Annotated in this window: 14 protein-coding genes and 1 pseudogene; 11 read left to right on the top strand and 4 right to left on the bottom strand. The window is 62.8% G+C overall.

Annotated elements, in window-relative coordinates; all coding sequences use genetic code 11:
• The first annotated feature begins 21 nt into the window (after positions 1–21).
• The 4 genes from LPA36_RS28685 to LPA36_RS28670 all read left to right on the top strand — a co-directional run bounded on the left by LPA36_RS28685 (position 22) and on the right by LPA36_RS28670 (position 5281).
• Entirely contained in the window at positions 22–2304 is a 2283-nt protein-coding gene (locus LPA36_RS28685; protein ID WP_228883891.1) for an amylo-alpha-1,6-glucosidase, read from the top strand.
• Between the two features lie 67 nt (positions 2305–2371).
• Positions 2372–3232 (top strand): MurR/RpiR family transcriptional regulator, encoded by an 861-nt coding sequence (locus LPA36_RS28680; protein WP_228883890.1) that lies wholly within the window; start codon positions 2372–2374, stop codon positions 3230–3232.
• Between the two features lie 129 nt (positions 3233–3361).
• Positions 3362–4687 carry an aspartate aminotransferase family protein gene (locus tag LPA36_RS28675; RefSeq protein WP_228883889.1) on the top strand — a complete coding sequence of 442 codons (1326 nt, stop codon included), beginning with the start codon at positions 3362–3364 and terminating at the stop codon, positions 4685–4687.
• Positions 4688–4726: 39 nt separating this feature from the next.
• The gene (locus LPA36_RS28670) at positions 4727–5281 is read left to right on the top strand and encodes a carboxymuconolactone decarboxylase family protein (protein WP_228883888.1); all 555 of its coding nucleotides are present in this window, start codon (positions 4727–4729) and stop codon (positions 5279–5281) included.
• A 114-nt stretch (positions 5282–5395) separates the two neighbouring features.
• Here the strand turns inward: LPA36_RS28670 and LPA36_RS28665 are convergent, their stop codons facing one another.
• Entirely contained in the window at positions 5396–5707 is a 312-nt protein-coding gene (locus LPA36_RS28665) for a DUF4148 domain-containing protein (RefSeq protein WP_228883887.1), read from the bottom strand.
• Positions 5708–6047: 340 nt separating this feature from the next.
• Between LPA36_RS28665 and LPA36_RS28660 the strand changes: the two genes are divergently transcribed.
• Both LPA36_RS28660 and LPA36_RS28655 read left to right on the top strand, forming a co-directional pair.
• A complete protein-coding gene (locus tag LPA36_RS28660) occupies positions 6048–6473 on the top strand; it encodes an OsmC family protein (protein WP_228883886.1) in 426 nt (141 codons plus the stop codon).
• Between the two features lie 192 nt (positions 6474–6665).
• Entirely contained in the window at positions 6666–7511 is an 846-nt protein-coding gene (locus LPA36_RS28655; protein ID WP_228883885.1) for an isocitrate lyase/PEP mutase family protein, read from the top strand.
• Positions 7512–7572: 61 nt separating this feature from the next.
• Here LPA36_RS28655 and LPA36_RS28650 read toward each other — a convergent pair whose 3' ends face one another.
• Positions 7573–8022, bottom strand: coding sequence for a hypothetical protein (locus LPA36_RS28650; RefSeq protein ID WP_228883884.1), 450 nt, complete (start codon positions 8020–8022; stop codon positions 7573–7575).
• A gap of 298 nt (positions 8023–8320) precedes the next feature.
• On the opposite strand from LPA36_RS28650, the gene LPA36_RS28645 reads away from it, so the two are divergent.
• A complete protein-coding gene (locus LPA36_RS28645; RefSeq protein ID WP_228883883.1) occupies positions 8321–9085 on the top strand; it encodes a ParA family protein in 765 nt (254 codons plus the stop codon).
• A 60-nt stretch (positions 9086–9145) separates the two neighbouring features.
• Here LPA36_RS28645 and LPA36_RS28640 read toward each other — a convergent pair whose 3' ends face one another.
• Positions 9146–9793: a LysE family translocator gene (locus tag LPA36_RS28640; RefSeq protein ID WP_228883882.1), complete on the bottom strand. Its 648-nt coding sequence runs from the start codon at positions 9791–9793 to the stop codon at positions 9146–9148.
• A gap of 103 nt (positions 9794–9896) precedes the next feature.
• Between LPA36_RS28640 and LPA36_RS28635 the strand changes: the two genes are divergently transcribed.
• From LPA36_RS28635 to LPA36_RS28620, 4 genes and pseudogenes are all read left to right on the top strand, one after another.
• A complete protein-coding gene (locus LPA36_RS28635) occupies positions 9897–10745 on the top strand; it encodes a LysR substrate-binding domain-containing protein (RefSeq protein ID WP_228883881.1) in 849 nt (282 codons plus the stop codon).
• Between the two features lie 247 nt (positions 10746–10992).
• Positions 10993–11094, top strand: a pseudogene (locus tag LPA36_RS28630) (porin); the annotation flags it as partial.
• 83 nt (positions 11095–11177) lie between these two features.
• On the top strand, positions 11178–13628 hold the full coding sequence (locus LPA36_RS28625; protein ID WP_228883880.1) for a glucose/quinate/shikimate family membrane-bound PQQ-dependent dehydrogenase: 2451 nt from the start codon (positions 11178–11180) through the stop codon (positions 13626–13628).
• A gap of 413 nt (positions 13629–14041) precedes the next feature.
• Positions 14042–17365 carry an AAA family ATPase gene (locus LPA36_RS28620; protein ID WP_228883879.1) on the top strand — a complete coding sequence of 1108 codons (3324 nt, stop codon included), beginning with the start codon at positions 14042–14044 and terminating at the stop codon, positions 17363–17365.
• 110 nt (positions 17366–17475) lie between these two features.
• Here the strand turns inward: LPA36_RS28620 and LPA36_RS28615 are convergent, their stop codons facing one another.
• Entirely contained in the window at positions 17476–20544 is a 3069-nt protein-coding gene (locus LPA36_RS28615; RefSeq protein ID WP_228883878.1) for a transglycosylase domain-containing protein, read from the bottom strand.
• Between the last annotated feature and the right edge of the window lie 3 nt (positions 20545–20547).

Below are 20547 nucleotides of genomic sequence, written 5' to 3'. Positions count from 1 at the left end.
TAACCCGAAGGAGAGAAGCTGATGCAGGATCCAGAAGCACTCGGTGGACTGTCGCATGCGGGCAGGCAGGACGTGAACGCGCCCGACGCGGATGCCGTATTCATTCCGCCGGAAAACCTCACGGTCGCGACCGCGAACCAGTACGTGCTGAAATCGGGCGACACGTTTATCGTCAACGACCCGCTTGGCGACATCACGGGCCGCGACGACGGTCTCTTCGTCAATGACATGCGTGTGCTGTCCGCGCTGCGGCTCACGTTCGGTGGCCGCGCGCCCTCGCTGCTCTCAGGCAGCGTCAGCAGCGACAACACGGCGTTTACCGCGCATCTGACGAACCGTCCGCTGCCGCCGCTTGGCGGCACCAGCACGCCTGAAGGCGTGATCCATGTCGAGCGCGTGCGTGTACTTTCCGGCACCGTGCTCAACGAAGCGATCGAACTGACGAACTACGGCACGAGCGATGCAGTCGTTCCGCTGTCCATTTCGTTTGCGAGCGACTTCCGCGACATGTTCGAAGTGCGCGGCCTCAAGCGTCCGAAGCAGGGCACCATCGAGACGCCGCGCCTCGAAAACGGCGAGGTGCTGCTCGGCTATGTCGGGCTCGACAACGTCGCGCGCCGCGTGCGCCTCGCGTTTTCGCCGGCACCTACCAAACTGCTCGCCGACCGCGCCGACTTCTCGGTGCAGTTGCCGGCGCATGCATGCGTGTCGATCTATCTTTCGGTTGCGGTCAAGGTCGAAGCGCACGGCGCGGCTGCCGCGAGCGCGCAGATTTCGCAACCGACGCACGGCACGAGCGAAGCGCACCTGTCGCAGATCGACACCGCGCGACCGCGCGTGGGACGTGCGGCGGTACGCGCCGCGCTCGTCGACGCCCACCTCGTCATGCGCGAGCGGCGCCGCGTGACCGCGCGCGTGCGCTCCAGCAACCCGCTCTTTAACGCATGGATCGACCGGTCGCTCGCCGACCTTGGTCTCCTGACCACCGACCTTGCGACCGGTCCGTATCCGTACGCGGGCATCCCGTGGTTCTCGACACCGTTTGGCCGCGATGCCGTCATCACGTCGTTGCAGACGCTGTGGTTGCAGCCGGGCCTTGCGCGCGGCGTCCTGCGCTTTCTCGCCGAACATCAGGCCCGCGAAGATTCCGCGTTTCGCGATGCCGCGGTCGGCAAGATCATGCACGAGATGCGCAAGGGCGAAATGGCCGCGACCGGCGAGGTGCCGTTCGCGCTCTACTACGGCGGCGTCGATACCACGCCGCTCTTTATCGTGCTGGCGGGCGCCTACGTTGCTCGCACCGGCGATCATGGCTTGATCGACGAGCTTTGGCCCGCGCTCGTGCGCGCGGCGGCGTGGGTCTCGGGCGTGTGCGACAAAAATCGCTACGGCCTGCTCGACTATCAGCGCGCATCCGATGGCGGCCTCGCGAATCAGGGCTGGAAAGACAGTCACGATTCCGTCTTTCACGCTGACGGACGCTTCCCCGACGGGCCGATCGCGCTCGTCGAAGTGCAGGCCTACGCAAGCGCCGCGTTCGACACGATGGCGCATTTCGCCCGGCTGCGCGGCCTGACTGACGAGGCCGCAGGCTACGCGAAACGCGCGTGGTCGATTCGCGAGTGCGTCGAAGAGAAGTACTGGATGGAAGACATGGGCTTCTACGGTATCGCGCTCGACGGCCACGGCGAGCTGTGCCGCGTGATGGCATCGAACGCCGGGCATCTGCTGGCGTTCGGGCTGGCCGGCAAGGAGCGAGGCGAAGCGGTGGCGCGCGGGCTCGAATCGGCGCTCTTTCATACCGGCTGGGGCGTGCGCACGCTCGCGGCCGACCAGGCCCGCTTCAACCCGATGGCGTATCACAACGGCTCTGTCTGGCCGCACGACAACGCGCTGTGCGCACGCGGCCTCGCGCGTTACGGCGCGAAGGGCGCGGCTGTGCGACTGCTGCAGGCCCTGTTCCAGGCCGCGGTGAACTTCGATATGCGCTTGCCGGAGCTCTTCTGCGGCTTTCCGCGCCGCCGCGGCGAACCGCCGACGGCCTATCCGGTCGCGTGTCTGCCGCAGGCGTGGGCGGCGGGCTCGCCGTTCATGATGCTGGAAGCGTGTCTCGGCATGACGATCGATGCTGAAAAACGCGAAGTGCTGATCGAACAGCCGATGCTGCCGGAAGGTATCGACTGGCTCGAGGTGGGCGATCTGCGCGTAGGCGACGCATCGGTAACGATCACGTTCACGCGTGTCGCCGGAAAGGTAGTGGCGTCGGCCGAGCAGGGTGACGTCCGGGTGGTGGCGTTGCTATAGCACGCCGCCCCGCATGCGGTGCACCGGGTGGTAACATTTGTTGTCATCCTCTTCCCCGGTACATCGCATGCCCGACAGTTTCGACCAGCTCGCCGCCCTGATCCGGGCGCGCTTTTCCGAACTGAGCCCGCAATTCCAGATGGGCGCGGCATTTCTGCTCGATCATCCCGATGAAGTCGCGGTGTCTTCGATGCGCAAGGTGGCGGAGCGCGCGCAGGTGCAACCTGCGTCGCTCGTGCGCCTTTCGCAGCAACTCGGCTTTCCCGGCTGGAACGAACTGCGCGATCTTTTCGTCGCCCGCGTGCGCACGCGGCCCGAGCCGCTCACGAGCCGCGCGCGTTCGCTCGTCAAGGCCAACGCGAAAGACGCGCTTGCGCACGACCTGCTCGTCGCGCAGCAGCACAATCTCGAACTCACGGCAGCCCACAACGCACGCGTCACCGTCGAGGCCGCCCGCGTGCTGCGGCGCGCGCCGCACGTGCACGTCGCGGGGTTTCGCTCGTGCTACCCCGTGGCGTTTGGCCTCGTGTACGGCTACCGGTTGTTTCGTTCGTCGGTGTCGTTGCTGACTGGCGAGGCGGGCACGCTTGAAATGCAGTTGCGCGGTATCGATCGCGACAACGCGACGATTGTGATCAGCTTCACGCCGTATTCAGTCGAAGCCGTGCGCGTCGCCGAAGCGGCGCTTGAAAGAGGCAGCAAGTTGATCGCCATCACCGACAGCGCCGTTTCTCCCATCGCGCTGAACGCCGACAAGGTGCTGATCTTTTCGCACGACAGCCCATCGTTCTTTCCCTCACTGGCGGCGGCCACAGCAATCGCCGAGTCGCTCGTCGCGCATCTGCTGACGCTCGAAGGCGCAGGCGCCGTCGAGCAGCTCGAACAGGCCGAGCGCGCGCTGCATGCGAAGGGCGCTTACGTCGTGTGACGCGCGTTCTGTTTCGCCTTGGGCGACGCCTTTACGTGATGCGACGGAATCCGTTTTGACAACATATGTTGCAATGCTGTATAAATGCACATCGCGTGTTGAAACCCGCCGTCCGTCAAAAGGAACCGCATGTCCACCGTTTTCCACCGGATGCCGAAGAAGGCATTGCCCGTCGCCGTCGCCGGTGACGGCATCGAAATCATCGATTCGACTGGCAAGCGCTATATCGATGCATCCGGCGGCGCGGCGGTTTCGTGTCTCGGTCACAGCAACCAGCGCGTGATCGACGCGATGAACCGGCAGGCGCGGCAACTGCCGTACGCACACACGTCGTTTTTCACAACCGGTGTCGCCGAAGAACTCGCCGACCGGCTGGTTGCCGACGCGCCCGCGGGCCTCGACCATGTCTATTTTGTCTCCGGCGGTTCGGAGGCGATCGAAGCGGCGCTCAAGCTCGCACGGCAATATTTCGTGGAGAAGGGCGAGTTGCAGCGACGTCATTTCATCGCGCGCCGACAGAGCTATCACGGCAACACGCTGGGTGCGCTCGCGATTGGCGGCAATGCATGGCGGCGCGAACCGTTTCTGCCTCTGCTGATCGAGGCGCACCACGTGAGCCCGTGTTACGCGTATCGCGAGCAGCGTGCCGGCGAAACGGAAGAAGCGTTCGCACAGCGTCTTGCCGACGAACTCGAACAGAAGATCCTGTCGCTGGGCGCCGATACGGTCGCGGCGTTTGTCGCGGAGACCGTGGTGGGCGCGACGGCCGGCGCGGTGCCTCCGGTGCGCGAGTACTTCGGCAAGATTCGCGCCGTGTGCGACCGCTACGGCGTGCTCCTGATCCTCGACGAAATCATGTCCGGCATGGGCCGCACGGGCTACCTGTACGCGTGCGACGAAGACGGTGTCGCGCCCGATCTGCTCACGATCGCGAAGGGCCTTGGCGCGGGTTACCAGCCGATCGGTGCAACGCTCGTCAGTGACAGGATCTACCAGACCATTACCGGCGGCTCGGGATTCTTCCAGCACGGTCACACGTATATCGGTCATGCGGTGGCATGCGCGGCTGCCCTCGAAGTGCAGCGCGTCATTGCCGAAGACGGATTGCTCGACAACGTCCGCATGCGTGGCGAGCAGTTGCGCGCACAGCTACGTGAACAGTACGCGCAGCATCCGCATATCGGCGACGTGCGCGGCCGGGGTCTCTTTGTCGGCGTCGAACTGGTGCGCGACCGTGACACGAAAGTGCCGTTCGATGCCACACTCAAGCTTCATGCCAGGATCAAGGCCGAAGCGTTTCAACGCGGTCTGATGGTGTATCCGATGGGTGGCACGGTCGATGGAAAGAACGGCGATCATGTGCTGCTCGCGCCGCCGTTTATCTGCACGGAGCGCGACATCGGCAACATCGTCGGGCGTCTGGCCGATGCTATCGATGCCGCGTTACCCGCCTGATCACTGCGCATTTCAATCACGATCTGACACGAACCGACCATGACCAACCGTCTGCCCGATTTCGACCCGTCGCGCGCGACGCCTGAACAGAAAGCCGTGCTCGATGAAATCCTGTCGGGGCCGCGAGGCAATCTGAACGGGCCATTCCTCGGCTGGATTCACAGTCCCGAACTCGCGCAGCACGCGCAACGGCTGGGTGCGTTCTGCCGTTATCAGACCGGGTTGCCGTTACGCCTGTCTGAACTTGCGATCCTCGTCACAGCGCAGCGGTGGCAGGCGCAGGCCGAGTGGTACATCCATTATCCGATCGCGCTCGAAGCCGGGGTGCCGGAGGCCGTTGCCGGGGCGATCCGCAACGGTCAGCGTCCGACGTTCGATAACGCCGACGACGCACTCATCTTCGATTTCGCCACCGAGCTATACGAGGCAAAGCGCGTCTCCGATTCGACTTATTCGAAGACCGTCGATCGATTTGGTCACAACGTGATGATCAATCTCGTGGGCTTGCTCGGCTATTACGCGCTCGTCGCGATGACGCTTAACGTGTTCGGCATGCGTGCGCAGGGTCAGGACAGCCTGCCGTTCGCGGAATAATCCGTACCGCCGGTTTTCATCGGACGTAAACCAGAAACGCCCTGACTGGTACGGCCAGTCAGGGCGTTTGTCATACGGCTCGAAGCCAGGCAGGCTACGACACCAGCGCGAAGCTTAATTCCCGCGATATGTCGCAAATATGCCGTTTTCAGGCGCCGGGCGGCTACCCGCCTGCGACTTCGAATCGCTCACGCCGCCTACCGCCTCGTTCTGCTGCGGCGTCACCGAAGCGGTCGTGAAGGTCTGTGCCGAATCCACCTTTGGGTAGTTCGTGTCGTTCTGGTTGAGCAGGCCGGCTTTCTGTGCGGCCACCAGCTCGGCGCGAACCTGCGCGCGGGTGATCGGCGCGTTGGACTGCTGCGCGAACGAGACAGCCGGAACAGCGAGAACCGATGCGAGCAGCGCGGTGGAAAGAAGGAATTTCATGACAATCTCCGGGTTTCGATTATGGGTTCTTCGTGGCTTAACCGCCCTGCCTGAACCGTTAAATCGAAGTCTATTGCGCAGTCTCTGCGTGAAAAAGCGCGAATTCGGATATTCATTGTTACCGATTTTGTGAGAATGTCGGCCTGACTGAACGCGGTCTGGTCACGTCATGACGGTTACTTCGGGAAGCGCCTATCATGAAGACCGGTCGACGCCCGCGCCTGTCCGGCGCACGGCGCGCGTCACATCCGCCGATCCGCAAAACCCCAGGGCGCAACCGTTGCGGAAGGATGGAAAGGGAGTCGCGGCTGTGCAGGCAGCGCACTACTGGAGAGAAGCGATGAAGCGTAAGGCATCAGCAGTCTGGCAAGGCGGCCTGCAGGACGGCAAGGGCTCGATCTCCACCGAAAGTACGGTTCTCAAGGAGACGCAATACTCCTTTTCGACGCGCTTCGAAAACGGCGTCGGCACCAATCCTGAAGAACTGATCGCGGCTGCGCATGCCGGCTGCTTCTCGATGGCACTGTCGGCGGAACTGGGCAAGGCGAACCTCAAGGCGGAACGCATCGACACGACGGCCACGGTCACGCTCGACAAGGTGGACGGCGGCTTCGCGATCACGTCGTCCCATCTCGACGTGAAGGTCAAGATTCCAGGCGCCGACAAGGCGGCGTTCGACAAGGCCGCAGGCGACGCGGAAAAGGGTTGCCCGATTTCGAAGGTCCTGAACGCCAGGGTCTCGATGACCGCGACGCTCGAAAACTGAGTGCGGGGTTGCGTTCCTTTCCTGCGCGAGTGAGCTGATGTCGGGGCGGTGCGGACAACTGGAGCGTTTCCGGTCCGTCCGCGCCCGCCAGCCCGCCAGCGTCTTTCCGCATTCGTGCGAACGCGTGCTGCATGCGGCGTCTGCGATGCACGGTTGCATGAATCCGCCCGTCGAACCTCAACGGAATCCGCGATGAAATCCCAGTCAGAAAAAGCAGAGCTTCTCAGGACGTATCACAAGAACAAGGAGACGTTCGTCATTCCCAACCCGTGGGACATCGGCAGCGCGCGACTGCTCGCGCTCGCGGGCTTCAAGGCGCTCGCGACAAGCAGCGCCGGCTACGCGTTCACGCGCGGTCTGCCCGACAACTCGATCGGGCGCGACCAGATGATGCTGCATCTTGCCGAGATCGTATCGGCGACCGATCTGCCGGTCAGCGCCGACCTCGAAAACGGCTTCGGTGATGCGCCGGAAGAGGCCGCTGAAACGATCCGCCAGGCGGCGGCAACGGGCGTGGTGGGCGGCTCGATCGAAGATGCAACGGGCCGCGCCGACGATCCGCTGTATGCCCTCGATTTTGCCGTCGAGCGTGTGCGGGCCGCCGTCGAAGCGGCACGCTCGCTGCCGTTTCCCTTCACGTTGACTGCCCGCGCCGAGAATTATCTGGTCGGCCGCGCGGATCTCGCCGATACGATCCGGCGCCTGCAGGCATACCAGGAAGCGGGCGCCGACGTGCTGTACGCGCCTGGCCTGAAAACCCGCGACGAAATCGCGGAAATCGTGCGTTCCGTCGACCGTCCGGTCAATGTGCTGATGGGATTGCAGGGCGCGTTGCTGAGCGTCGACGATCTCGCTGCGCTCGGTGTGCGGCGCATCAGCGTCGGCGGGTCGCTCGCGCGCGCGGCGCTTGGCGCCCTGGTGCGGGCGGCGGGTGAAATTCATGAGCGCGGCACGTTCACGTATTCCAGCGAAGCGGCCAGCAACGCCGATATCAACGCGCTCTTCGCGAAGGCGGCCCATACGTGGGGCACGAAGTAAGCCGCGATGCGCACGTGAGGCGCTCCGCTGCGACGGTTGTCGCGGCGGGCGCTGCACGGGCTTAAGCGTCTGATGCGTTTGCGTTCCCGGCCTTTCCAGGGCTGGCGATTTGCCGTATCCGTTTCTGGAACGTTTCGTTGTCGTTTTTCTGGAGCGCTTCCAGGTCGGCCAGCACCTTTTTAAAGCGGGCGTCCTCGGTCTCCCGTTTAATCTTGTCGATCTTGTCCTTCATCTCCGTGAACGCCGTGATCGCGTCGTTGCGCCTGACCGTCGGCTTTGCCTCTTCGATGAGGACGGCCAGCGCGTCGGCCATTCTGCCGATTTGCCTGCCGTAGCTCTGTTTTCCGACGATGGCGTGTTCCATCGCTGGGTCGCCCGAATTCGTCTCGTTGATCACGGTTCCGGCAATGGTCCAGCCGGGCTGGATCGGTTGCTCGAACGTGCGTGGAAAGCGGGACGCCGAACTGAGTGCGGCGTTGACGTATTCGAGCCAGACGGACCACGCCATCATGGGATCGAACGATGCGGAACGGGGCGAACCTGACATGTCGGCCTCGCGAGAAGGGGGAGGGGCCAAGGAAACGTGCCCGACAGTGTCACACGCCACGCGGACGAGATCTGTGCGCTGCCCCGCACGTCGTGTCGCGAAGATTCTGCTGCGCGAAACCGGGCGGTTAGTGATGCAAATGAATATGCGTCCCGCCTCTCCACCATAAAGATGACAACTCAACCACTTTGGCCGTCGCCTTGTACCGCCACTGCGGTAAGCTGTGTGTTTCGATCGATCTTGAAATAAGGGGCAGAGGCAAATGCGGCGTGTCGTTTTCAATCAGAAGGGTGGCGTCGGCAAATCGACCATCGTGTGCAACCTGGCGGCGATCAGCGCCAGCGAGGGGATGCGTACGCTCGTCATCGACCTCGATCCGCAGGGGAATTCGAGTCAGTATCTTCTCGGCGAACAGGCGAACGACCTCAAGCCGAGCGTCGCGGATTTCTTCGACACCGCCCTGAATTTCAGCTTCAGGCCGACGCCATCGTCCACGTTCATTCATCCCACGCCGTTCGAGAATCTCGATGTCATGCCTTCACATCCCGATCTCGATGCACTGCACGGCAAGCTCGAATCCCGCTACAAGATCTACAAGCTACGTGACGCGCTCAATGAACTGGATGCCTACGACGCCATTTATATCGACACGCCGCCGGCATTGAATTTCTATACCCGCTCCGCGCTGATTGCAGTCGAGCGTTGCCTGATCCCGTTCGACTGCGACGATTTTTCCCGTCGCGCCCTGTACACGCTGCTCGACAACGTCAAGGAGATTCAGCAGGATCACAACGCCGGCCTGGAGGTCGAGGGAATCGTGATCAACCAGTTTCAACCCCGCGCGAGCCTGCCGCTCCAGCTGGTCGAGGAACTGGTGAGCGAGGGTTTGCCGGTGCTGGCGTCGCGGTTGTCTTCCTCAGTGAAGATTCGCGAGTCTCATCAGGTTGCGCGACCCATGATTCATTTCGATCCGCGCCACAAGCTTGCCCACGAGTTCATGGCATTGCACCGTGAACTGCTTGGCTAGCATGCAGCATGACGTGTCGGTGAGTCTTAAGCAGCGCCGCACCTGACCTGAGAGAAACGATCAGGCGATGCTTGCCAGTTTCAATGCATCGAGGGTCATGTGCGCGCCGAGGGCCGCGAGAACAACGCCCATCATCCAGCGTTGCGCGAGCAGGAGTCCCGGGCGGCTTGAGAGGAACTTCGCCATGCTGCCAGAGCAGACCGCCACAAAAGCGTTGACCGATGCGAACGCGACAATCAGCGAAGAACCGAGCACGAGCGATTGTCTGAGCACGCTGCCGCCCTGGTAGTCGATGAATTGCGGGAGCAGCGAAAGAAAGATCATCGCGAGCTTGGGATTCAGCAGGCTGGTCGTGGCACCCATCGCGAAGAGCCGGCGAGGCTGTTCACGAGGCAGATTGCGAACCTCCAGCGGAGAACGGCCGCCGGGCTTCACGGCCTGCCACGCCAGATAGAACAGATACGCGGCGCCCACTGTGCCGAGAACGCTGCCGGCATAGGGCACGGTCATGAAAAACGCCGTGATGCCGAACGCCGCACCGAACATATAGAAGAGGTATCCGAGCATGACGCCGGCAAGCGATATCAGCCCGGCCGCGGGTCCCTGCGTAATCGAGCGTGACATCACGTAAATCATGTTCGGGCCCGGGGTCACGGCAAGCATTCCGCCGACCGCCAGAAATCCGTAAATCGAAACCGTACCGTGCATTTTCGCGCGCTCTCCCAGATGGTTTTCAGTCGTAGTATCGATTCGATGCATACACTAGTAAAACGCATTAAACTGAACATATTACTCAGATTTTCTGATCAAAGTGAAAAAGCTCGATCTGGACGTGCTTGAGATGGTGGTTGCGGTCGCCGATACAGGATCGTTTGTTCGGGGCGCGGAGTTCGTGCATCGCTCGCCGTCCGCGGTGAGCATGCAGATCAAGGCGCTTGAAGACGCGCTGGAAAAACCGCTCTTCGTGCGAAGCACCCGTAACGTGGCGATTACCACGGAGGGCAAGACGCTTCTCGACTATGGCCGCCGGATGCTTGCGATGCGGGAGGAGGCGTGGGCTTCGGTCGTTCGCCCGGAGATGAAGGGTCGCGTAACCATCGGCGTTCCTGACGACTACGCGTCGTCGCTGCTGCCACGTGTTCTGGGAAAGTTCGCGGTTGCTCATCCGCGTGTCGAAATCCGGGTTATCGGGCTGCCCAGCAGTGCGCTCGCGCCATTGCTCAAGGACAACACGCTCGACCTGGCCTGCATGACGAAAACAAAGGGCATTGCGGGCGAATTCATCCGGTTCGAGCCCATGGTATGGGCCGGTTCACCCACAAGAAGCGTGTGGCAGGAGCGCCCGCTCCCAATCGCCGTGTTCGCAGACGGCAGTACCGCGCGTGCCCATGCCATCAGCGCACTGCAGCGGGAAAATATCAAATACCGGATGTCCTACGAAAGTCCGAGTTTGCTGGGCCTTATCAGCATGGTCGAAGCGGGGCTCGCGATAGCGCCCCTCGCAAAATGCAGCGTGCCGGGGCACCTCGTTCAGCTAGCGCAGAATGAGGGGTTGCCGGCACTGAGCGAACTCGAAGTTATTCTTGCCCGCAGTGCCCGGTCCGGGCGACCGCCGTGTGATTTTCTCGCTGAACAGATCCTGGCGGAATTGAGGGGTTGAGAGGGGCGGTCAATGTCCCGAGATCGCCACAGAGCGGACAGCCTTCTGGCGCGCGGCACCGACGACGGCAGGCAGGGGGAAGCTGCCGACGTTCCGGGAAAGGCGTGGGTGACGACGCAGCAAGTTGATTTTCTAACATTTGCGTTTCAATAAACCAGATATAAACTTTCTTCGCGGGTGGTTGCGCGCTTCCGGTTCTCGCACGCCGGTCGCGACAATGCGTTTGAATAACAGCGAAAGTGGTACGTTCTCAGTATTCGCGACGCCGCGCGATTCGTCCTCGCCGACGAGCCCGATGGCGGGCGAATCGCAAACCGGCGTGTACGTCGGGGTGACGCACACGTTCTGACATGTTTTTGCTGTGCTTCGGCGTGTGAATTCGGCGTTGTTACTGCTGGCAGTCGACACCCACTCAAGAGGGTTGAAAACATCATGACCAGGCAATCGAATTCACCCGGCGCGATTGGCGTCGTCACATTGCTCTTCACGGTGCTGACCGCGCTCTATCTGCTGATCGGTGGCGCATGGCTGCTCGCGCTCGGCGGCTCGGCATACTACGTCGTCACAGGCGTGGTGCTGCTGGGCGTGGCGTGGCTGCTCTGGCGGCGCAGTCCGGCCGCGCTCGTGCTGTATGCGATCGTGCTTCTCGGTACGGCGATCTGGGCGCTGCTCGAATCGGGTCCTGACTTCTGGGCGCTCGCGCCGCGCGCCGGTGTGCTCGTGATCTTCGGCCTGTGGCTGGCGCTGCTGATGAGCAGGCGGCTCGTGGGCGAGCGCAGGCTGGGTGTCGCGTCGCTCGTCGCGGCGCTCGTCGTGTGGGCGGGTGTGCTCGCGTATGCGGGCCTCAACGATCCGCAGCAGGTCAACGGCACACTGAGCACCGCCGTGTCCGCGAGCGGTGCTCAAGGCAACATCGACGCCGCCGACTGGCCCGCGTATGGGCGCACCCAGGAGGGCACGCGCTATTCGCCGCTGCAGCAGATCACGCCTGAGAACGTGAAGGATCTCCAGGTGGCGTGGACCTTTCGCACGGGGGACCTGAAGGGCCCCAACGATCCGCTCGAGATTACCAATGAAGTCACGCCGATCAAGATCGGCGACCTGCTTTACCTGTGCTCGCCGCACCAGATCCTGTTCGCGCTCGACGCGAAGACGGGCACGCTCAAGTGGAAGTTCGACCCGGAACTGAAGGCCGATCCGTCATTCCAGCACGTGACGTGCCGCGGCGTGTCGTATGTCGATCTTTCGGCCAGTGATGCGGCGGCTGCTACTGCGCCGGCGCCGGCGAGCGATGCCACCCCAGCCGCTGACGCCTCGAGCGCCGCAGCCGCAACCGCAACCGCAACCGCAACCGCAACGGCCTGTATGCGCCGCATCTACCTGCCGGTCAACGACGGCCACCTGTACGCGCTCGACGCGCTGACGGGCCAACGTTGCGCGGGCTTCGGCAACAACGGCGACCTCGACCTTCAGCACGCCCAGCCCGTCACGACGCCGGGCATGTACGAGCCCACCTCGCCATCGATCGTCACCAGCAAGGTGATTGTCGTGGCGGGTTCGGTCGAGGACAACTTTTCGAACCGCGAGCCGTCGGGTGTCATCCGCGGCTTCGACGTGCGCACGGGCGAATTGCTGTGGGCGTTCGATCCAGGCGCGAAGGACCCGAATCACATCCCGGGACCGGGCGAGCATTACACCTGGAATTCGCCCAACTCGTGGGCGCCCGCGGCCTACGACGCGAAGCTCGACATCGTCTATCTGCCGATGGGTGTGACGACGCCGGACATCTGGGGCGGCGAGCGCACGCCGGAGCAGGAGCAATACGCGAGCGGCCTGCTCGCACTGCACGTCTCGAACGGCAAGCTCGCGTGGTTCTACCAGACGGCGCACCACGATCTGTGGGACATGGACCAGCCGTCGCAACCCACGCTCGCCGACATCGCCGGCAAGGACGGCAAGACCGTGCCGGTCGTGTACGCGCCGGCCAAGACCGGCAACCTGTTCGTGCTCGATCGCCGCACCGGTGTGCCCGTTGTGCCTGCGCCCGAAACGCCCGTGCCGCAAGGCGCCGCGCCCGGCGACCACGTTGCGCCGACGCAGCCGTTCTCGGCGCTCACCTATCGTCCGTCGAAGAATCTGACCGACGCCGACATGTGGGGCGCGACGATGTACGACCAGCTCGTGTGCCGCGTGATGTTCCACAGTCTGCGTTACGAAGGCACATTCACGCCGCCGTCGTTGCAGGGCACACTCGTGTTCCCGGGCAACCTGGGCATGTTCGAGTGGGGCGGTATTGCCGTCGACACCGATCGCCAGATCGCCGTTGCGAATCCGATCGCGCTGCCGTTCGTCTCGCGTCTGATTCCGCGCGGCCCGGGCAACCCGATGGAGCCGGAGCCGGGCGCGAAGGGCAGCGGCACGGAATCCGGCATCCAGCCGCAGTACGGCGTGCCGTATGGCGTGACGATCAATCCGTTCCTGTCGCCGATCGGCTTGCCGTGCAAGCAACCGGCATGGGGCTACATCTCTGCGATCGATCTCGGGACAAATGAGATTGTGTGGAAGAAGCGCATCGGCACCGTGCGCGACAGTTCGCCGGTTCCGCTGCCGTTCAGGATGGGCATGCCAATGCTGGGTGGGCCGATCGTCACTGCGGGCGGTGTCGTGTTCATCGGCGCAACGGCGGACAACTACATTCGCGCGTTCGACGTGAACAACGGCAAGCAGGTCTGGCAGGCCCGCCTTCCCGCAGGCGGTCAGGCGACGCCTATGAGCTATTCGGTCAACGGCCGTCAGTACGTCGTGATCGCGGCGGGCGGTCATGGCTCTTTCGGCACAAAGCTCGGCGACTATGTAATTGCCTATGCGTTGCCGCAGCAATAGGCGACACGCGCCGCCAGATTGCTCAGGCAGTCAAAGGATGGGGTTCAGGGGGAGGCGTCGAAGCCCGGCCAACCGCAGCCCGGCTGCGCGGCCAGAAAGTTGCCACCGCTACAGGCAACAAAAAGCCCGCCACGATGGGCGGGCTGAATCCACATCAGGAGGAGACATGGAGGAGACAGACACACTATAAACCCGCAGTCGAAAATCACTTGTATCGCTCCGGCGACACTGTGTTTCGAAAAGCATGCAAGTACGCATGTCGACGGTATCTGGCCGTGGATTGACAGGAATTGCCGTTGTGAACCACACAACACTACGCAGTCGGGAGCATCGCCTTGACGAGCGTGCCGCGGCCGGTTTCGCCACGCACGAGGAGTACAATTTGCACTGGCGCAATCCCCAAGGGGAAAGCCATGTCCACGGCTACGGAGTGGCTGGAATCGCTCGGTTTGGCCGGGTATGCCCAGATCTTCGCCGAGAACGGTATTGATTACGCTGTCCTCTGCGATCTGACGGATCAGGATCTCAAGGGCCTTGGCGTTCTGCTTGGGCATCGCCGCAAGATGCTGCGCGCGATTGCCCAGCTTGAGGCCAGCGCGGTTGCAATACCTCCAGTCGCAGCCGCGGTCGTACCACACGACGACGCTGACCGGCGGCAGCTTACCATCCTGTTCTGTGATCTCGTCGGCTCGACCGCGCTCTCGGCGCAGCTCGATCCAGAAGACATGCGGAAGATTCTCGGTGCCTATCACCGGTGTTGCGCAGACGTCATTACCAGGGCAGGTGGCTTCGTTGCCAAGTACATGGGCGATGGCGTGCTAGCCTATTTTGGTTATCCCCGGGCGCACGAGGACGACCCCGAGCGAGCCGTACGTGCAGGGCTGACGCTGGTCGAAAGCATCGACAGGCTTGATGTCGGAATCAACGCAAGTTTGCGGGTGCGGATCGGGATTGCGACCGGGATCGTGGTAGTCGGTGATCTTACGGGCGAAGGCGAAGCCCGGGAGCGCGGGGTCGTCGGCGAGACGCCCAACCTTGCTGCCCGGCTTCAGACATTGGCCGACGCTGGAGCAGTCGTCATTTCTGCGAGCACGCAGCGGCTTACGGGTGGGCTCTTTGACTATCGCGACATGGGCCTCGCCACTGTGAAAGGCATCGGTGAGGCAGTGCAGGTTTGGCAGGTGCTCGGCCCCGGTCGGGTCGAAAGTCGCTTTGAGGCGCTGCACGCGGCCAGTTTGATGCCGATCGTCGGGCGCGACGAAGAAGTCGAGTTGTTGCTGCGCCGATGGCAGCGGGCGAAGGGCGGTGAGGGCCAGGTTGTGCTGCTTTCGGGCGAACCCGGAATCGGGAAATCGCGTCTGACCGCTGCCCTCGATGAGCGGCTCCAGTCCGAGCCGCACACCCGACTGCGGTATTTCTGCGTCCATCGCCACGAGGACAGCGCCTCCTACCCATTCATTTCGCAGCTCGAGCGTGCGGCCGGCTTGCGGCGCAACGATACTGCCGCCCACCGCCTCGACAAGCTCGAAGCGGTGCTCGCGTTGGCCGCGGACAATCTGAGTCAGGATGTACCGCTGCTAGCAGCACTGCTGTCGATCGCGACGGAGCGCCGGTACCCAACGCTTGATCTCGCGCCGCAGAAGCTCAAGGAAAAAACGCTTGGCGCAATGATCGCCCAGATCAAGGGTCTGGCCACGCGCCAGCCGCTGCTGATCGTATTCGAAGATGCGCATTGGGCCGACCCCAGCTCGCTGGAGGCGCTGGACCGCCTCGTCGATTGTCTGGTCGAGCTGCCTGTGCTGCTGATCATTACTTTCCGGCCGGAGTTCACACCTCCATGGATCGGCCGCTCGCAGGTGACGCTGCTTACGCTCAACTGTCTGCCCCCTCGTCAACGAGCGGAGATGATCGAGCGCGTAACGGGCGGCAAGGCGCTCCCGAGTGAGGTTAGAGACCAGATCATCGACCACACGGACGGCATTCCGCTCTTTGTCGAAGAGCTCACCAAGACGGTGCTGGAGAGCGGCTTGCTACGCGAGCAGGATGGACACTATGTCCTCGATGGTTCGTTGCCGCCGCTGGCGATTCCGACGACGCTGCACGCTTCGCTGATGGCCCGGCTCGATCGCCTGGCCTCGACGCGGGATGTTGCGCAAATCGGCGCTGCGATCGGTCGACAATTTTCTTATGAGCTGATCAGCGAGGTCGCATCGATGCAGAGAGACCGCCTCGACGCCGCACTGGATGACCTCGTGAGTGCCGAGCTGGTATTTCGACGTGGAACGCCACCGGATGCGGAGTACACCTTCAAGCACGCTCTGGTGCAGGATGCGGCCTACAGCTCTCTCCTGCGGAGCAGGCGACAGCAGTTACATGCCCGCACCGCGACCGTGCTCGAGAGCCGTTTTCCAGACGTAGTGGAGCAACAGCCCGAGCTCCTTGCCGCGCATTGCGCTCAGGCCGGATGGACGGAGAAAGCGGCCCGGCTGTGGCGGCGTGCCGGGCACAGTACCGCAAGACGCGCGGCGCATCGCGAGGCGTCGGCTCTGTTCGAGAAAGCCTTGACCGCGCACGCGGCCCTGCCGTCCTCAGCCGGTACGCTCGCTGAAACCATCGACATCAGATGGGACCTTCACCACTCGCTCTATCCACTGGGACAGCTGGACCGAACCCGCACGAATCTTGAAGAAGCGGAACATATTGCTGAAAGGCTCGGCGATGAGGTACGCCTCGCGCGCGTCCTGTCGAGTCTGGTGTACACACTCGGTTCGTTGGGCGATCTCGCAGGCGCCGTCGAGACAGGTGAACGCGCCCTGAGGTTGGCGGAGCAGCGCAACGACCCCGATGGGAAGCTTCGGGTCAATATGATGCTGGCAAGGTCGCTGTATGGCCGTGGGGATTTTGAACGCGCGGTGGCACATGCCCGACATGCGCTGGAACTCCTGCTTGCGGGTGGTGATCACGACCCACGCCGTGAGGACTATCCAACCATCGGGCGCGTCAACGGCCGTATCTGGCTGGTGTTATGTCTCGCGGAATTAGGCCGGTTCGATGAGGCCTCAATCCTTGGACAAGAAGCGACCGACATCGCGCGAGGGATGAATGGACTCGAGGAACTGGTGTTTGCTGGCCTCGGTGTAGGACGAATGCACGTTATTCGAGGCAATCCCGACATCGCCGTCGAGGTACTTGAGCCGGCACTTGCCCTCTGCAAGCGCGCCGAGTTTCCCGTCTACGTTTCTCGTGTAGCCTCCACGCTTGGTGCTGCTTATGCATCGCTGGGTCGGGTCGACGAGGCACTCGTTCTTCTCGAAGAGGCGGTTCGCGAAGCGATCGCAAATAACTTCGTATTCGGCCAGTCGCTGGTACTCACATATTTCGGTCGCGCGTGCCACCTCGCTGGTCGCCACGACGAGGCGCTCACATATACGCAGAGCGCGATCCAGGCATCTCAAGCCTCCGGCGAGCGTGGCAATGAGGCCTGGGCTTGCTGCCTGTTGGGGGATCTTGTCGCAGATGGCGATTGCACACCTTCCGGAATTGAACAGGCCACAAACCACTATGGCACTGCATTGAGAATCGCCCAGGAGGTTGGAATGCGTCCGTTGAAAGCACAGTGCCTGTATGGACTTTCCCGGCTACAAAGGATGGCCGGAAACGACATATTGGCCGCACGACATGCATCAGCCGCTACATTGCTTTGTCACGAGATGGGCATGCAATCAAAGGTTCGCTGATTCCGCCAGGCGCGGCGCTGACCAGGGCGCTACCATGCCGCTCGTCGCAGGGCGAACGCGCAATTAAGTGTTCTATTTTGTCCGCCGCGCCAAACTGGCAATCTGCAGGTCTATCCTCCATTCCCCGTCGAACTCATCACCGGTGAATTCCTGTCGTCCTCGAGCAACGGCTGCAGCGCCGGTGCAAGTGACTTCAGTAACTGCACCGACAACGCACTCGTGAAAGCGTAGTGCGCTGCGTACGGCTCATGCACATAGGCCGTCAGTGTGCCAAAAAAGCGATCGCCGATGACGAAGACGAACGTCGCTGTCCGGTTGACCTTGCGCGACTCGATCAGACGTGCGCCGGGGGCGAACACATTGAAGCGCTGGTCGCCCGTTCCCGTCTTGCCATACACGTCGAGCGTCTGTCCGTCGGGGAACGTCATGCCGGTCGCAAGGCGTTTCGCCGTGCCGCCGAGCACCACGTCGCGCAGCAACCCATGCACCACATCGGCAATCTCCGGCGACAACGCGGCGGGCGGTGTCGTCGATGAACGCCTGAAACGCGTCTCGTACGGTGTGTCCTTCGCGAACTCGAGTTCGGTAAAGGTCTGCGTGGGCAGCATCTTGCCGCCACTTGCAATCGTGCCGATGAGCTGCGCGAGCGCGTAAGGCCGGTCGCCCGACGCACCGATCGCAGCGGCATACGACGGCGTGAGCGTCGCGAAGGGGTAGCCCAGCGCGCGCCACGACCTGCCGATCCCGGCGAAGGCCTGCAATTCGACCATGCGCTTGATGCGCCGATCCTGCGTCCCACGGTAGCGCGTCTTGAAGAGCCACGAATACGCAGTGAAACGCACAGCGCGGCTCGCCTCCTGAAACTGGCTCTCGGTCACGCGTGGATGGTCCCGCAGATAATTGACTGTCCACAGTTCAAGCGGATGGACACTCGCGATATAGCCGCGATCGTTCAGACTGAATCTGTCGATGCCATACTTCGCGAAGAGCGTTGCGAGATCGTCGGACGACAGTGTTGCTGCGGGCGTACGCTTCAGCGCGGCGCGCATCTGCTCGTCGAACCACGCTTGCGGCTCCTCTGGCGCAACACTTCGCAATACGGTCGCGACTTTGGGTGGCGACTTGCGCACGTCATGCAGCAGGATGGCGAGCGCTTCATCTGCTGTCTTGCCCTGATACTTCATGTAGAAACGATGCATATACACGCGGCTTTCCTGATCGGCAAAACGCGTGAGATACGCATGGCGTGTGGCAGGATCGTCGAGCCATTGCGACGACGGCCCGGCCGTTTGAACCATCTCGTAGTGCACGATGTCGCGCATCAACCGCACGAAGACCAGATTCACGGAATGCTGGAACGCGCGGTGCACCGTGAGGATACTGCTGTTGTCGCTCGCTTCGAAGTTATTAAACGTCTGTGCGCCTCCGCCCGTGTAGAAGGTCTCGCCAGGGCTCGCCGAATATTTGCGCTCGACTGCCGCCTTGAGCATCGTGCCGAGCGAGCGGTCGGACGTGTGCGACAGGTAGTCGAGTGCCCAGCGTGTCAACATATCCATTCTGTCGGGTTTCACATTGCGTAGTTGCGCCACGCTCATCGACGCATAGCGCTCATGGAGCGCCGAGACGATCTGCAGGTACGTGACCAGCGTGCGCAACTTGGCGGTCGAGCCGAGGTTCAGGCGCGCGCCCTGACTGATGTCGAATGGCTGATTCACGCTGTCGGTCTGAACGCGCACGAGGTTCGCCCCGTCGCGGCGTTCGAACAGCGTGAAGCTGTAGGCGATCTTCGAGGGATCGTCCTGGGTGCTCAGCATCTCGAAGCCGTACAGGCCGGCCGCGCGTGCGCCCTCGCGCGTGTCGGCGCTCGCGAGCCTTTCGCTGACCGCCTGCTGGACCCTGTTGTCGAGTGTGGCGGTTGCAGTCAGATCGAGCCGGTCGAGGTCGTAGAAGCTCGGGACGCCGAGCGTGGCGAGCAGATGCGCGCGTAGTCCGGTGACGGCCTTGCGCGTTACGAACGACACCGGCGGGCGAACCGCGGCCGCGCGATTCAGTTCGAGCGGCACCGCCAGCGCGGCGTCGCGTAGCGACATCGAAATGATTCCGTTGGCTGCCAGGAGGCGCAGATAGCTGTCGGCCAGGCGCGTGAGTTCCATGCTCCCGGAACGCAGGAAACGCGACGGCGCGCGCTGCGCGATCATCAGCGACAACGCCTGCTTGAACGCGAGCGCCTGCGTGTCGAGCGATTCGGCGGAAGCCGGCGCTTTCAGGATGCGGTTGACCTCGTCAAAGTCGCGTCCGTACCATTCCCCCAGACCATCGCCGATGCCGGTGATTTCGCCGACGCCGGGTTTCGCCGCGAGCGGCACCGAGTTGAGATAGCGCAGGACGATCTGGCGACGCGCTACCAGCGTTTCCGGTCCGTCGAGATAGGCGCGCACGGACGCCGAGGCGATCTGTTGCAGCTTCTCTACCGGCGTCGCGGTACGACCACCCGGCGAGTGGCGGAATTTCTCGATCTGCGTCGCGAGCGTGCTGCCGCCCGGCGTCGGCTGATGCCTGTCGATCACCCGCATGCCCTGATCGAACAGCGCACGACTGAACCGGCCCCAGTCGATCGCGGGATTGCGGTTCGGCTGGTCCGGATCGAGCAGGTAGCGGTCTTCGATGAAGAGCAGTGCGTCGACGACGAGTGGCGGAATCGCTTCGAAGTTGCCATAGACCCGATCCGGATACCGCGCGCTGAAAAGCAGGGTGCCGCTCGCATCGCGCAGCAGCAGGCCGCCCTGATCCTTTTCGTCGTACGGCAGGAACAGGCCGTCGTCTGCCAGCGAAACCATCCTGGCGGAATCACGTGCCTGAGCGGTGACCGTAAAACCGCGCGCAGTCAGGCGTTGTTCGAAGGATGGAAGCGACGCATAGCCGAGGCGCACGTCGTACGGGCCGTTCGCAGGAAACCGGATGCTGTTGCTTGCGCCGTCGGCGACGGTAAAGGCGATATCGCGCCCCAGTTCCGTCAGAAAGTGCGCCTGCAGCCGGGAGGTGTTGATTTCGATTTGGGCAAGGCGCCCCGCGATTGCGAGCGCAAGCAGAAAGAGTGCCACGCTCAACCATTTGAGCCATTGTCCGGCCGGCGCCCTGCCGGTCGCATGGACGGGAGATCGGATCAGCGGGCGATTCATGGC

Source organism: Paraburkholderia saeva (assembly GCF_907164555.1).
GTDB lineage: Bacteria > Pseudomonadota > Gammaproteobacteria > Burkholderiales > Burkholderiaceae > Paraburkholderia > Paraburkholderia saeva.
Note: the sequence above shows the minus strand (reverse complement) of the source record. Positions and strands in the feature narration are given on the sequence as shown.

Excerpts from the sequence above, each read along its gene's own strand:
- LPA36_RS28620 (WP_228883879.1), top strand. The coding sequence starts at position 14,042 with ATGTCCACGGCTACGGAGTGGCTGGAATCGCTCGGTTTGGCCGGGTAT.
- LPA36_RS28675 (WP_228883889.1), top strand. The coding sequence starts at position 3,362 with ATGTCCACCGTTTTCCACCGGATGCCGAAGAAGGCATTGCCCGTCGCC.
- LPA36_RS28685 (WP_228883891.1), top strand. The coding sequence starts at position 22 with ATGCAGGATCCAGAAGCACTCGGTGGACTGTCGCATGCGGGCAGGCAG.
- LPA36_RS28660 (WP_228883886.1), top strand. The coding sequence starts at position 6,048 with ATGAAGCGTAAGGCATCAGCAGTCTGGCAAGGCGGCCTGCAGGACGGC.
- LPA36_RS28680 (WP_228883890.1), top strand. The coding sequence starts at position 2,372 with ATGCCCGACAGTTTCGACCAGCTCGCCGCCCTGATCCGGGCGCGCTTT.
- LPA36_RS28655 (WP_228883885.1), top strand. The coding sequence starts at position 6,666 with ATGAAATCCCAGTCAGAAAAAGCAGAGCTTCTCAGGACGTATCACAAG.
- LPA36_RS28615 (WP_228883878.1), bottom strand. The coding sequence starts at position 20,544 with ATGAATCGCCCGCTGATCCGATCTCCCGTCCATGCGACCGGCAGGGCG.
- LPA36_RS28665 (WP_228883887.1), bottom strand. The coding sequence starts at position 5,707 with ATGAAATTCCTTCTTTCCACCGCGCTGCTCGCATCGGTTCTCGCTGTT.
- LPA36_RS28645 (WP_228883883.1), top strand. The coding sequence starts at position 8,321 with ATGCGGCGTGTCGTTTTCAATCAGAAGGGTGGCGTCGGCAAATCGACC.
- LPA36_RS28640 (WP_228883882.1), bottom strand. The coding sequence starts at position 9,793 with ATGCACGGTACGGTTTCGATTTACGGATTTCTGGCGGTCGGCGGAATG.
- LPA36_RS28625 (WP_228883880.1), top strand. The coding sequence starts at position 11,178 with ATGACCAGGCAATCGAATTCACCCGGCGCGATTGGCGTCGTCACATTG.
- LPA36_RS28670 (WP_228883888.1), top strand. The coding sequence starts at position 4,727 with ATGACCAACCGTCTGCCCGATTTCGACCCGTCGCGCGCGACGCCTGAA.
- LPA36_RS28650 (WP_228883884.1), bottom strand. The coding sequence starts at position 8,022 with ATGATGGCGTGGTCCGTCTGGCTCGAATACGTCAACGCCGCACTCAGT.